Below are 13,172 nucleotides of genomic sequence, written 5' to 3' on the forward strand. Positions count from 1 at the left end.
TTACCCCCTGATGTGATTGAATAGCATCATATTATGCAACGATTGAAAGGACTTTGAAGCGGATAAAGATCTGCTGCCATCTTGACTGTCTGCACATGGATATCAACAATGGTCTGTATATCGGTGCTGTACCCACCAGCCATCATGATCGACAGCGGCAATCCATTGTTCTGTGCAAAACGCATCACTATCACATCGCGTTCACGCATGCCAGCCTTACTTAAACTCAAACGCCCCAAGCGATCCGACTCGTGCGGATCTGCACCCGCTAAATAAATAACAAACTCTGGTTTAAACCTGACAACCACTTGACTGAAAGCAGCCTCTAAGCGATCCAGATATTCCTCATCTTCACAACCGTCTGGCAAAGGGATATCGAGATCGCTTTGTTGCTTGTGAAAAGGATAATTTCGCTCGCCATGAAGCGACAAGGTAAAAATGGATGCGTCGTTTTTTAGAATAGCTGCTGTCCCATCGCCTTGGTGTACGTCGAGATCGACAATCAAGACTTGTCGCACGCGCTTAGCGTCGCGCTGAATGGCTCTCGCCGCAATCGCTGCATCGTTGAAGACGCAAAACCCACTACCGTGATCTCGGTACGCATGGTGGGTACCTCCGGCTAAGTTGACAGCGACCCCCTCCTCTATGGCTGCCCGACAAGCCCCAATCGTGGCGCCGGCTGAGCGCCGTGATCGCTCAACCATGGCAGGGCTCCAGGGAAAACCGATTTCTCGTTGTTCTTGTGCGCTGAGCTCACCTCGCAGCAATCGCTGAACATATCGCGGCTCATGTGCCAATAAGAGTTGTGCATCAGTGGCTGCCTCGGCCTCAACAAGTTCAATGTTTTGAATCTCCTCTACGGCCTCACGCAATAGACGGTATTTGGCCATCGGAAATCGATGCCCCACTGGCAAGGGCAACACGAAATGATCAGAGTAGAACGCTTTCATCTGCTCACGCGACGCGTCGTTGATCGATGCGCAAAGTACCCACAGCAATCCCGAGCACGATTAAAAACAAAGCACTCAGCACATACACGTCAAGCGGTTCATTTAACGTCCAGCTTGAAAACAGCAGCGCAACCACCGGCACCCCGAGTAATCCCATTGATGTGACAGACGCAGGCAAGTCTCGGCTTACCGTATTCATCGCCCAGTAAGCAAGCGCCGTGCTGATGCCGCCACCATACGCCATCAACAAAATCAACCGCCACGACCACTTGACCTGCGGCACCCCTTCAAAGATCAAAGCCAAGGTGATTTGTAACACCACCGCTAATGATAGTTGCCAAGGCACTAACTCGAATAACGGCGTCACCCAGCGATGCGCTCTGCCATACACAATGCTTAGCGCCCAACACAGTGCGGCCAGCAGAATCAGACCATGCCCCAAAACGATGTGAGGATCATGCCAATTCATTGAGGCTGGCTGCATGATTAGCAATAATCCACTCATGCCCAAGGCCATCCCTGCGACTTTGCGCACCGTAAAGGATTCTTTGAGAAAAAACCAAGCAGCCGGAAATACCCAGAGGGGGGTTGTGTAGGCCAGTACGACTGACCGACCTGCCGGCAAATATTGCAATCCAATGCTCACCAGTGCTGAAAACCCCACCATATGCAACGCCCCCATACTGAAAATCACGGGCAAATCGGCTTTGACAGGCAGGCTGATTCTTTTGGTAGCGAAACAGATCACCCAGTACACCACGCAGCCCGGGGCCAACCGTGCCACCACTGCCCAAATGGGCGGTAGATAAGTCAGCATCGACTTGTTGACCGTCCAAGTCATCCCCCAACCGAACATCAGCAGGATCAAGAGGATGAATGCATGGCGGCGCGCACCGGCAGAGTCGGGCTGTTTCAATTTATTATTAAATGTAAGATGAGCGGAAGCCTCAAAGCATCATAACAAGAATGCGTATTGAACGTGACGATGGGTACTAAGATTTACTGGACAAAAAAATACCAATTACTGAGCGAGTCACTGAATGTCTTTAGCAAAAACCTTGTTCGAAAAAATATGGGATAAGCACACGATTCTTGAGCAAAGCGATGGATCTACCCTGTTATATATCGGTCGGCATTTGGTGCACGACGGTTCGCATGCTGGTTTCAAAACCCTGCGCGAACGTGGTCTCAAGTTAAGACGACCGGATTGTACGTTTGGCACGCCCGATCATTATGTGCCGACCACGACACGGGACATGTCGACGATCAAGGAAGAGGGTCGACGTCAGGTGGTCGCCTCCATGAACGGCAATGCCAAAGAGTTTGGCATGACCATGTTCGGCTTGGACGACATTCGACAAGGGATTGTTCACGTGATCGGACCCGAGCAAGGCATATCGCAACCTGGCTTGATCATTGTGTGCGGCGATAGTCACACAGCAACACATGGCGCCTTGGGCGCACTTGCGTTTGGCATCGGTGCGTCTGAAGTGACTCATGTGATGGCAACTCAAACGCTATGGCAAAGTAAGCCCAAAACCATGCGAATCACTGTCACTGGCCAATTGAATGCCGGTGTTTCAGCCAAAGATGTGATTCTCGCCATCATCGCAAAAATCGGGGCCGCCGGCGGCACTGGCTATGCGATCGAATACGCAGGTAGTGCAATCACCGGCCTTTCCATGGAAGGTCGCATGACGCTATGCAACATGTCAATCGAGGCAGGTGCACGCACCGGGATGGTTGCCCCAGACGAGAAGACCTACGCCTATATGAAAGGCCGTCCGTACGCACCGGTCGGACAAGCGTGGGAGCAAGCCCTGGCCTATTGGCAGTCTTTGCCCACCGATCCAGGGGCCAAATTCGACAAAGAAGTTCAGTTAGACGGCGCAGAGATTGTCCCCATGATGACCTGGGGCACGAGTCCCGAAGAGGCTGGCCCGATCACTGGGGTCGTGCCAGATCCGGGTCACATGACTGATCCAGACAAACGCGAAGCATTGCAAAAATCGCTCGACTATATGGGCTTAACAGCAGGAACACGGTTGACCGACATTAAGGTCGACAAAGTCTTTATCGGTTCGTGCACCAATAGCCGAATCGAGGATATTCGAGCAGCCGCCGCCATCGTCAAAGGAAAGCAAGCAAAAATCTGGGCCATGGTGGTACCTGGCTCGGGGCTCATCAAAGCGCAAGCAGAGGCCGAGGGGTTGGACAAGATCTTTCTAGAGGCCGGTTTTGAATGGCGCTACGCGGGTTGTTCGATGTGTGTCGGGATGAATGGGGATTTGCTCAACGAGGGTGAAAGAAGTGCGTCGACCTCGAACCGAAATTTTGCGGGCAGACAGGGACGTGGTGCTCGCACTCATCTGGTGAGCCCCGCCATGGCGGCAGCCGCGGCCATTCATGGCCACTTTATCGATATTCGTGACTTGACCTAAAGGAACGCCATGGAAAAATTCATCACTGTTCAATCCATCGCGATCCCGATGGAAACCCCCAACGTTGACACTGACCAGATCATCCCTGCGAGGTTTCTCTGGCACCCCAAGTCGGACGGCTACGGCAAGTGGCTGTTCAATGACTTGCGGCTCAACGAAGATGACAGCCCTAAGCCTGAATTTATTCTGAACCACCCGCTGTACCAACAGGCCAAAATCATTGTCGCAGATCGCAACTTCGGTTGTGGTTCATCGCGTGAGCATGCGGTCTGGGCGTTAACCGATTATGGTTTTAAAGTCGTTATCGCAAGCAGTTTTGGTGATATTTTCTACAACAACAGTTTTAAGCAAGGTCTTCTGCCTGTCGTACTGGCTGAAAACGTGTTGCACACCTTACGTGACCTCATTGCACGCGAGCCTTCGTCGGGGCATGTTACCGTCGACCTTGAGGGTCAAATGATCGAAGGGCCCAGTGGTTTCAAGGCATCCTTTGAGATAGACCCATTCAGAAAAAAGAAATTACTGGAAGGTCTGGACGACATCTCTGTCACGCTTACCTTTGACGCTCAAATCAAGCAGTTTGAACAATCGTACGCCCTTGCCATGCCATGGCTGGGGACTAAACCCGCATGACAACGCAACAAGGCAACATCTCATGAAGAAACTTTTTACTGCCGGCAACTTCGGTGCAATCGACATCAGCAATCGCGTCATCATGGCCCCCTTAACGCGCATGCGTGCGATGGCAGGCGACGTGCCCAACGAGCTATCGATTGAATACTACGCCCAGAGAGCAGGCGCTGGCGCCATTATCAGCGAGGCGACTCAAATCTCGCCGCTAGGCAAGGGCTACCCTGGCACGCCCGGTATCTATCGTGATGAACAAGTCGCGGGCTGGAAGAAAGTCACCCAAGCTGTGCACGCCAAGGGCGGCAAAATGATCGCCCAGCTTTGGCATGTCGGCAGAATATCTCATACGTCGCACCACCCAGAGCAGGGTCTGCCCGTAGCACCTTCCGCGATTGCCCCCTCCGGTAAAGTATTCACCGCTGATTGGTCTATGGCACCTTTTGAAACACCTCGTGCGCTGGATCTCAATGAGATACCTGACTTAATCAAAGACTTCGCCCACGCTGCTGCGCAAGCAAAAGCGGCTGGATTTGATGGCGTTGAGGTACACAGCGCGAACGGATATCTGTTGGACCAATTCTTGCATGACGGCTCCAATACGCGCACAGATAGTTATGGTGGTTCTTTCGCTAACCGTTCACGTCTTTTGATCGAAGTGCTTGATGCGGTCATTCAAGTATGGGGCAGTGACCGTGTTGGCGTGCGCTTGTCTCCCTATGGCACATTTAACGACATGGCCGATAGTGATTCGCAAGGTCTATTTACCTACGTCATTGGTGAACTTGCCAAACTAAAGCTGGCCTACTTGCATTTAATCGAGCCACGCGCGACCATGGCAGGGGGTAGCGACAAGGTTCTCACTGAAATGCCAAGCGCAGCGGCCTTGTTTGGCAAATTATTCGGCGGGATGATTCTCAGCGCAGGGGGCTACGACAGGGACACTGCCATCGCAGCCGTTGAGTCGGGTCAAGCCGATGCCATCGCGTTTGGTCGTTTATTTATCTCGAATCCTGATCTACCCAAGAGACTCGAGATCAACGCAGCACTCACCCCTTATGACCGTGCCACGTTTTATGGCGGTGGCGCGAAAGGCTACACGGATTACCCCAGTCTTTAATCAAAAGACATTTTCAACCCTTAAAAAAAGGATCATCAGCATGACAAAAAAAGCATATTGGGCAAGCGTTTATCGTTCGGTCTCCAAACCTGACAATTTAGCAGCCTACGCAAAGTTGGCCGGACCCGCCATCATGGCAGCAGGTGGCAAATTTCTGGCGCGTGGCCTACCCGCCGCTGTGAAAGAAAACGGGATGATGGAGCGTCTCGTTTTGGTTGAGTTCCCGAGTGTTGCGGCGGCTGAAGCAGCCTACGCCAGCCCCGCCTACAAGGCAGCGCTCGACGCACTGGGTGAAGGGGCTGTAGATCGCGACATTCGTATTATCGAAGCCGCAGAATAACGGGCCGACGTTACCGATCAGCTGGGTCTGATTGGTGATGACGCTTTCTAACGAGATAAATCGGTCGGTTTTTTGTTTCCATATAAATCCGACCGATATATTCACCCAAGACGCCAACGCTGATCAATTGCAAGCTGCCAAAAAATAGAATAGCCACAAGCAGCGAAGCATAGCCAGGGACATCCACCCCAAATATCAAGGTTCGCGCGATGATGATCGCTGCATACAAAAACGTCGTCAGCGCACCGATTGCCCCCATGTAAGACCAGAATTTTAAGGGTGCCGTGCTGAAACTGGTGAAACCTTCGACGGCGAAATTCCAGAGTTTCCAGCCAGAGAACTTGGATTCTCCTGCAGACCTAACCTGACGCACATAATCAATCGTGACCGTTTTGAAGCCCACCCAGGCAAACAACCCTTTCATGAATCGATGATGCTCTGACAGCCCTTTCAGTGCGTCAACCACGACCCTATCCATCAATCTAAAATCGCCCACATTTTTAGGGATTTTGATAGTGGAAAGCTGGTTATGAAACTGATAGAACACGTTAGCAGTTGTCCGCTTTAAGAAACTATCTGCCATTCGGTCAGCGCGACGAGCCAGCACCACCTCTGCCCCTTGCATCCAGATATCGATCATCTGGGGAATCAACTCGGGGGGATCTTGCAAGTCGGCATCAAAGGGGATCACGGCATCGCCGGTCGCCTCATCGATACCTGCCGTCATGGCAGCCTCTTTGCCAAAGTTTCGCGACAGTTCAACCACCTTAAAGCGGTCGTCCCTCTGGACGAGTGAGACGAGCTTTTCGAGCGTGTCATCGCGACTACCATCATCGACGCAGACCACTTCGAACGCCATGTGCGGCACTTGCTGAAAAACCTGGCAAAGGGCGTCGTACAAATGGTTGATCCCCTCACTCTCGTTATAGCAAGGCACCACCACCGAGACCTTTCGTTGCTCAATCACGCTGTATTCCCATCTCATCATCTGCCCAGAGCTATTCTACCCTCTCGATTTGCCCCTACGACCGAGCCGTCAGACGCTCAGGACTTGAACACGACGGTTGTGTAAACTAGCTCATCCTCTGCAGACTACTTACCAAGAATGACAACATTACCTGAACGAACCTCCGACGAATCGCCGCAAACTCAGCAGAAATGGCTTGGCTATTTCGACTTGAGCAAGCCCGCTGATCTCGGCAAACTGACGGGCTGCTTTGTCGTTTTTCACGTGCTGCTATGGCTAATACTGACCACTTTCACTCACCGTGCCCCTCATTGGGACAACATGGAAGAGATCGTCTGGGCGCAGTCCTTTCAGTGGGGCTACTACAAACATCCGCCCTTCTCAACCTGGGTCTACACCTTCTGGACGTCACTGTTAGGCCAGCATTTCTGGGTCACCTATTTCTCATCGCTGTTCAATATTGGCCTGATGTTGCTCATCATTTGGCGCATCGCCCTGATGGTGATGAACCCGGCTCGCGCGCTCATGGCTGTGGTCTTATCAGCAATCATTTTTTATCACAGTGTGCATGGCATCATCTCGGATCAGAATACCTTGCAACTCATGCCTATTGCGCTGATGGCCTGGCTACTTTTATTGTCCGTCCGTGTGGGTGGGTGGTGGCGATGGGCCTTGATGGGGTTAGCTGCCGCGATTTGTGTACTGACCAAGTACAGCGCCGTCGTCTGGTTTGCGGTGATGGGGTTATGGCTGATTCAAGACAAACGTATGCGCGACTGGCGGGTGTGGTGCTTGGTGTTGCTGTCCGTGCTGACTTGCGTGCTTGCCCTCTGGCCGCACATTGACTGGTTGATTAGAGAAAACTACCCCACCTTTCAATATGCAGAATATCAAGCGGGGGGTCGCGGCGTTTCAGAAAACTGGCGCAAACTGGGCGGCTTTCTGAGCGCGCAAGCTGGTCGTATCGTCCCCCTGTTGCTTGCTGTGGGCATCGTTCGGTATCACTTACGCAAAGAACCTGTGGTCGCACAGGTGGCAGTTTTCGATGAACCAACGCGGGCTGAGTGGCGCTTTGTTGATATATTGGCCTTGGGGCCTATGGTGTTAGCGATCTTGCTGGGTATGGCGGGCGTGAATCTGAATGCGAACTGGGCGGTGACGTTTTTCATCCTCACCGGGGTATGGGCGGTCAAGTTTTTACCCAAGGTGCAGACCACTCGGCTACTCAAGACAGTCTTAGCCGTGGGGATTGCGCTTGATATCGCGATGGCGGTGGGCGAAGCATTAAGCGGTGGTGTCGTGGTGGATTTGATGAAACGGCAATCTCGAGCCAATTTCCCAGCAGCACAATATGCTGAGTTGCTCGATAAAGCTTGGGCCGAACACATGGGCGCTGATACGCCCGTTGCACTGGTGGTCGCAGACGAATGGTTTGGTGGCACCTATCTCGTCAAATCAAAATACAAACCATTGGTTTTTTTAGATGGCTATTACAGCGAGACACCGTGGATCAAACCTGACATGCTGAAAAACTGCGGTGCGTTGATGATTGTCGACAGACGAGAAGATTCTCCGCCCCCGCGCCCTAACGTGATTGCGCTGCTCGAAAAGGCATCGTGGCGCGGATCCTTTGAGATCCCCTGGACGCGCACCGGCAAAGGCGAACAACTTCAGATTGAATGGGCGATCATCGAACCACAGGTTAAAGGTGCCTGCAAACCCAGCCCCTAGCGATGAACATTAGCTTGGGCTGTCTGCAGCCACAGGTGTGCTCGCCAGTGGTACACCATGATCACCGTGGATAAGATCCCGAGCAACGGATACACCATTGCCGTGGCACGAAACCCGATCTGATCAATCAGCGGGCCTGACAGCATCAGACCCGCGGGTAACCCCCAGATGGCCAGCATGCGAATGCCCATCATTCGCCCCCAAAACGCTGGTTCGGTTTCTCGGATCATGATTGAGGCGACTGGGATTAGACAAATGCTTTGTACAAATCCGCAAGCCATCAAAATCGGGTAGCCCCATGCGAGGGAAAGCAGATTGGCGTAGACAAAAATCAAGATAAACCAAGCGACACTGGCAAAGATAACGGACCTCGCCGTCCCCAGATTAAAACGATTCATGGCGAGAACGGTTGATCCGAGCAACCCGCCGAAAGAGAAAGACGCCGTCAACCAGCCGTACCCGGTCTGATCGAGCTGATAGATGTTCTTCGCCACGAAAGGCAGCAGCCCCAGAAAAAATGGGTAAGCGAACAGGTTGACAAGAAAAGCGAAAAAGATGCACCCAAGAATCACGGGGTTTGACCAGGCGTAGACAAAAGACGCTGACAACTCTTGCACGACTGACACCCTAGCGGTCGTCGCCATTGTCGGTGTTGAGCGATCTGGCGCAACACCAAACGTCAAGATCCAACTTGAGGCATACATCAATAAAACCACGACATAGGCCCAACCCATCCCAAAGACAGCAAAAACGCCGACACCAGAAAGTGCACCTGCTACCTTGGCCGAATCATAGGTCAGGCGCGAAATCCCCAAGGCACCCGTTAACTGATCGGACGGCAGGGTCTGCGCAATCAGCGCATTACGCAACAACATATCGGAAGGTCGCATCAGGCCGCAGACCCCCGCCAGGACGAGGGCGAACGTTGGCGTCAGCAGGTGCGTAAACGCTAATGCGCAGTATGAGGCCGACAAGAGAACGTACAAAAATCGTGTCATGAAAAATACATTTCGGTATCCCACACGATCGCCAGCAACGCCAAACAGCGGTGATATGAGTGAACCACCATACTGCAAGGCACCATACAACGCCAGCAAACTCACCGATCCGGTCTCGACGAGGATGAACCAGCCGAGGATGAGCGCTTCCATTTCGAACGCCCATGAGGTCGCCAGATCTGCCAGCCATTGAAAGCGAAAGCTTCGAACGCCGAAGGGTGCAAGCGCAGAATGTCGCACAGAACTCATCTGATTATCTGATGCTAACGACTCGGCATATCGTTGATGGTGTACACAAGACTGACAGTCGCATCGTCAGGAATCGCTGGCATGGTGTGGTTCCAGGTCTCCCAGTCAGCACACATCTCAGCCAGCAAGTCTGGCCTCAACTTCGCGTGATTGGCACGTTCTCTTTCGTCCTGTTGAAGATTGAACAGGTAATCGATGCCATCGACTCGAAGATATTTCCAGTCACCTTTGCGAAATGCACGTTGACCTCGGTGCTTCATGCGCCAGTAAAGCGGTCGCTCAAAGGTATCAGCAGGCGCTCTGAGCACCTTGGCAAGCGATACGCCGTCAAGCGGATAATCGGGGTGAGGTTTCGCCTCGCCCAGCTCAAGCATGGTCGCTGACCAGTCCATCGTCATGGATTGCTGAAGGCTCTTTTGCCCGGGCGCGATCGCAGCAGGCCAATGAGCAATCCATGGCACGCGAATGCCACCTTCGGTCAAATCCATTTTTCCACCGACCAGCGGCCAACTATCACTGAACCGTTCACCACCGTTATCAGACGTGAAAACAATCAGCGTATTATCCAGCTGACCGTTTTTCTTCAACGCTTCAACCACCCAGCCAATCCCTTCATCCATGTGGTGAATCATGCGTTGATACGTTTGGATATTGCCTCCGTGCAAATGCCCCAGTTGCCGAGCTAAGTTGGGAGCAAGGCCTGCATCGTCACGAGTCTCCCAGGGCCAATGCGGCGCGGTGTAATGCAAACTGAGGAAGAAGGGCTGCGCTGACTGGGCCACATCGCTCATTCGGTTGACGTAATCAACGGCTCGTTTTGACAACAAGTCCGTCAGATAGCCTTGCTCTTTTGTTACTTGCTCGCCCTCGTAGAGATCTTCCTCGCCCGCATTACTGCAATGCGTGAAGTAGTCGACGCCACCAGCCATCGGCCCAAAGAACTCCTCGTAGCCAGATTTAATGGGACTAAAATAAGGCGGGTAACCGAGGTGCCACTTACCGATGAGCGCGGTGTGATAGCCCGCTTGCTGCAGTAATGACGGCAATGTTGGCAACTCGGGGGGCAATCCCAACGTACTGCTCGTTTTGCTCTTGCTATTGATGGGCTCCTCACCCGCGCCGCGCAAACGATATTGATAGCGCGCCGTCATCAAGGCGAACCGGGTTGGCGAGCAGACTGGCGAATTCGCATATCCTTGGGTAAACAATAAGCCGTTTTCGGCCAACTGATCTAACACGGGCGAAACTGGACCAAAGCTGGCATCTCGCCCGCCGTAACAACCAAGATCTGCGAAGCCTAAGTCATCAGCCACGATAAAAATGATATTGGGTCTCTTCAAAACACATCCTCAGCGAATGGGTAATAGGGGTATGTCAACGGTTATCCAGTAAGTACCATGCCAGGCGCGCAGCAATTCGAGCCGTTTGGTCGTCGATATCTAACCGAGGGCAAAGCTCGGCGATGTCAGCAATGCGCATTTTTCCACTTTGTTTGACGTGCCGAGCAATCGCTTCAATCACCGGCAGCGAGACGCCAAAGGCAGCGGGTGCCGAGACGCCTGGCGCCACGCTGGCAGGTAAGACATCGAGGTCGATGCTCAGATACACGTCGTCAGCCGTCGCCAGCAATCGATCAAGACGTTCGAGCAAAGTGCTCAGGTTGCCCATCTGCATGGCCGTATCTTCAACAACATCGGCATCCAAAACCGCTGCGCGCGCGAACAACGCGGCCGTGTTGGAGAGCCTTGACACCCCCCAACAAGCGTACTGAAAAGGTCGGGCCGTACGTTCACAATCTTGGGCGATTTGATCGAAGGGCGTGCCAGAACTGGCAGGCCGACTGGTTCGCAAGTCAAAATGAGCATCCAAGTTCAAGACAAGCAATTGACGCGCCGGCGGCTCAGTATCCTGTTGAGACAACCAAGTCCTCAAACCCAAATAGGTGCCCCAGGCTACCTCATGCCCGCCCCCAAGCACGACGGGGTTAACGCCTTGTGCCATCACTTGGCTGACTTTCAGACCTAAAGCCATCTGTGCGGCTTCAAGATCACCCTCTATGCAGATGACATCGCCACAATCCCAGACCTCAGTAAAATGGTGCGCGGGCAGACTTGCCATCCGCTTTTTAATCGCGGCCGGACCTTCAGCCGCACCCAACCTTCCCTTGTTGCGAGCAACGCCCGCATCAGAAGAAAAACCGATCAACGCAGCCGCACCTGGGTGCATTGCCCAATCATCGGTTCGAATAATCTGAAATAAGCGCCTGACATCGCCTTGCTCAGCGCTATCGTCGCGACCTGCCCAGATGCTAGTGTCGATTGGCGAAGCGCTCATATTCTTTGAAGTTTTCTCTCATAGGCCGCCAACAGTGCGGCCACCCCGGAGGTCAGCACCAGATAAATGAGCGCCACCACCAGGTAAACCTCAAGCGATCGATAACTCACGCTGATGATTTTTTGCCCTTCATGCATTAAGTCGTGGATGGTCAAGAGCGACACCAGGGCAGAGTTCTTGATCAACGCGATAAATTCATTACCTAGCGGTGGGATCATTCTCACGATCGCTTGAGGCAGGATCACTTTGAACATACTCATCAACGGCGTCAAACCCAGCGCAAGCGCCGCCTCGCGCTGGCCATGATGGATCGATTGGATCGCCCCTCGCACGATCTCGGAGACATAGGCACCTGAATAAATACCTAGCCCGAGTACCCCACACACCATCGCAGGCAACAGCAAGCCAAACTGCGGCAAACCGAAGAACCAGATAAAGAGTTGCACCAGAAGTGGCGTGCCACGAATGAAGGTTACGTATAGGGTGCAAACACTGTAGACGACTCGCCGCTTAGGGTTGAGTCTGCCAATACCAACCAGCAGGCCAATCAGGCAGCCCAACGTCAAGGCCATTGATGTCACCTCGACGGTGACCAACGCCCCTTCAAGCAATGAATGCCAGTCAGTCCAGACGGGAGTGAAATCCAGCATCAATTATTTTGCCTGTGCTTCGAACCACTTTTTAACCAATAGTTCGTAAGTACCGTCGGCTTTAATTTTTTGCAATGCGGCATTGATCGCTTTGGTGGTCTCAGGTTGACTCTGCGGAATCGCCATCCCGTAGTCCTCGACGGTAATTTGGTCAGGTAAAACCATCATATCGGTATGCGTTTGTGCATAAAGTTTCGCTGCTGGTTTGCCTGTGACGGCAGCATCAGCTCGGCCAATCTGCGCCAAGTTGAACATTTCTTGATTTTTCTCGACTTCGACACGCTCGACCTTGGGGAAGCTATCCTTGAGGAAATTGACTGACTTAGTCCCAACCTGGACCGCAACTTTCTTACCGTCAAGGTCTTTTAAGGTTTTGACCGAGCCCTCTTTCTTCGTCAGCACCACCAGACCACCGGCATAGTAGGCATCGCTGAAATCCACCACTTTCCGACGCTCGTCTGTGATGTAAATGGCTGACATTGCCATATCTGCTCGACCTGCCTGCAGTGCGGGGATCAACCCTTTAAAGTCAATGTCAATCCATTCGATCTTTCGTCCCATCGCCTTACCTAGCGCCTCGACTAGGTCGATATCGAACCCGGTGCGCTGTCCATCTTTGACAAACTCCATGGGCGGAAAGGTCGCATCAGTGACGACGCGCAATGGCGCAGTCTCGGCACTCGCTGGCCCTGCAATGGTAGTAGCCAACAGCGAGAAACAGACTGCAAGCAGATGACGACGGTTTAGCATGTTGAATCCCTTATG

13 protein-coding genes are annotated in these 13,172 nt (G+C 52.8%); 5 read left to right on the forward strand and 8 right to left on the reverse strand.

Annotated features, from left to right (window positions below):
• Positions 1 to 26 precede the first annotated feature (26 nt).
• Together AC1W8Y_RS05315 and AC1W8Y_RS05320 are read right to left on the reverse strand one after the other, a co-directional pair.
• Positions 27 to 950: a histone deacetylase family protein gene (locus AC1W8Y_RS05315; protein ID WP_482013434.1), complete on the reverse strand. Its 924-nt coding sequence runs from the start codon at positions 948 to 950 to the stop codon at positions 27 to 29.
• A gap of 4 nt (positions 951 to 954) precedes the next feature.
• A complete protein-coding gene (locus AC1W8Y_RS05320; RefSeq protein WP_482013435.1) occupies positions 955 to 1,866 on the reverse strand; it encodes a DMT family transporter in 912 nt (303 codons plus the stop codon).
• Between the two features lie 124 nt (positions 1,867 to 1,990).
• On the opposite strand from AC1W8Y_RS05320, the gene leuC reads away from it, so the two are divergent.
• From leuC to AC1W8Y_RS05340, 4 genes are read left to right on the forward strand one after another with little or no spacing between them, the layout of a single operon-like run.
• Positions 1,991 to 3,391 (forward strand): 3-isopropylmalate dehydratase large subunit, encoded by a 1,401-nt coding sequence (leuC, locus tag AC1W8Y_RS05325; protein WP_482013436.1) that lies wholly within the window; start codon positions 1,991 to 1,993, stop codon positions 3,389 to 3,391.
• A 9-nt stretch (positions 3,392 to 3,400) separates the two neighbouring features.
• Positions 3,401 to 4,024, forward strand: a complete 624-nt coding sequence (gene leuD / locus AC1W8Y_RS05330; RefSeq protein WP_482013437.1) for a 3-isopropylmalate dehydratase small subunit — start codon at positions 3,401 to 3,403, stop codon at positions 4,022 to 4,024.
• Positions 4,025 to 4,046: 22 nt separating this feature from the next.
• Positions 4,047 to 5,138: an alkene reductase gene (locus tag AC1W8Y_RS05335; RefSeq protein WP_482013438.1), complete on the forward strand. Its 1,092-nt coding sequence runs from the start codon at positions 4,047 to 4,049 to the stop codon at positions 5,136 to 5,138.
• A 40-nt stretch (positions 5,139 to 5,178) separates the two neighbouring features.
• A complete protein-coding gene (locus AC1W8Y_RS05340; RefSeq protein ID WP_482013439.1) occupies positions 5,179 to 5,478 on the forward strand; it encodes a DUF1330 domain-containing protein in 300 nt (99 codons plus the stop codon).
• 10 nt (positions 5,479 to 5,488) lie between these two features.
• Here the strand turns inward: AC1W8Y_RS05340 and AC1W8Y_RS05345 are convergent, their stop codons facing one another.
• Complete coding sequence (locus AC1W8Y_RS05345; protein ID WP_482013440.1) at positions 5,489 to 6,466, reverse strand: glycosyltransferase family 2 protein; 978 nt, start codon at positions 6,464 to 6,466, stop codon at positions 5,489 to 5,491.
• Positions 6,467 to 6,583: 117 nt separating this feature from the next.
• On the opposite strand from AC1W8Y_RS05345, the gene AC1W8Y_RS05350 reads away from it, so the two are divergent.
• Positions 6,584 to 8,176, forward strand: a complete 1,593-nt coding sequence (locus AC1W8Y_RS05350) for an ArnT family glycosyltransferase (protein WP_482013441.1) — start codon at positions 6,584 to 6,586, stop codon at positions 8,174 to 8,176.
• On the opposite strand, the gene AC1W8Y_RS05355 is transcribed toward AC1W8Y_RS05350, so the two are convergent.
• From AC1W8Y_RS05355 to AC1W8Y_RS05375, 5 genes are read right to left on the reverse strand one after another with little or no spacing between them, the layout of a single operon-like run.
• Positions 8,173 to 9,423: an MFS transporter gene (locus AC1W8Y_RS05355; protein ID WP_482013442.1), complete on the reverse strand. Its 1,251-nt coding sequence runs from the start codon at positions 9,421 to 9,423 to the stop codon at positions 8,173 to 8,175. The two genes, AC1W8Y_RS05350 and AC1W8Y_RS05355, sit on opposite strands and share 4 nt — an antisense overlap.
• A gap of 14 nt (positions 9,424 to 9,437) precedes the next feature.
• Entirely contained in the window at positions 9,438 to 10,763 is a 1,326-nt protein-coding gene (locus AC1W8Y_RS05360; RefSeq protein WP_482013443.1) for a sulfatase family protein, read from the reverse strand.
• A gap of 34 nt (positions 10,764 to 10,797) precedes the next feature.
• Complete coding sequence (gene hutG / locus AC1W8Y_RS05365; protein ID WP_482013444.1) at positions 10,798 to 11,757, reverse strand: formimidoylglutamase; 960 nt, start codon at positions 11,755 to 11,757, stop codon at positions 10,798 to 10,800.
• Positions 11,754 to 12,410: an amino acid ABC transporter permease gene (locus AC1W8Y_RS05370; protein WP_482013445.1), complete on the reverse strand. Its 657-nt coding sequence runs from the start codon at positions 12,408 to 12,410 to the stop codon at positions 11,754 to 11,756. Before AC1W8Y_RS05370 ends, hutG begins: the two co-directional genes overlap by 4 nt.
• Positions 12,411 to 13,157 (reverse strand): transporter substrate-binding domain-containing protein, encoded by a 747-nt coding sequence (locus tag AC1W8Y_RS05375; protein WP_482013446.1) that lies wholly within the window; start codon positions 13,155 to 13,157, stop codon positions 12,411 to 12,413.
• Positions 13,158 to 13,172: the final 15 nt, after the last annotated feature.

It is taken from the genome of Jezberella sp. (genome assembly GCF_964834465.1).

Coding starts and splice junctions, on each gene's coding strand:
- AC1W8Y_RS05375 (WP_482013446.1), bottom strand. CDS start 13,157: ATGCTAAACCGTCGTCATCTGCTTGCAGTCTGTTTCTCGCTGTTGGCT.
- hutG (WP_482013444.1), bottom strand. CDS start 11,757: ATGAGCGCTTCGCCAATCGACACTAGCATCTGGGCAGGTCGCGACGAT.
- leuC (WP_482013436.1), top strand. CDS start 1,991: ATGTCTTTAGCAAAAACCTTGTTCGAAAAAATATGGGATAAGCACACG.
- AC1W8Y_RS05345 (WP_482013440.1), bottom strand. CDS start 6,466: ATGATGAGATGGGAATACAGCGTGATTGAGCAACGAAAGGTCTCGGTG.
- AC1W8Y_RS05355 (WP_482013442.1), bottom strand. CDS start 9,423: ATGAGTTCTGTGCGACATTCTGCGCTTGCACCCTTCGGCGTTCGAAGC.
- AC1W8Y_RS05335 (WP_482013438.1), top strand. CDS start 4,047: ATGAAGAAACTTTTTACTGCCGGCAACTTCGGTGCAATCGACATCAGC.
- AC1W8Y_RS05340 (WP_482013439.1), top strand. CDS start 5,179: ATGACAAAAAAAGCATATTGGGCAAGCGTTTATCGTTCGGTCTCCAAA.
- leuD (WP_482013437.1), top strand. CDS start 3,401: ATGGAAAAATTCATCACTGTTCAATCCATCGCGATCCCGATGGAAACC.
- AC1W8Y_RS05350 (WP_482013441.1), top strand. CDS start 6,584: ATGACAACATTACCTGAACGAACCTCCGACGAATCGCCGCAAACTCAG.
- AC1W8Y_RS05315 (WP_482013434.1), bottom strand. CDS start 950: ATGAAAGCGTTCTACTCTGATCATTTCGTGTTGCCCTTGCCAGTGGGG.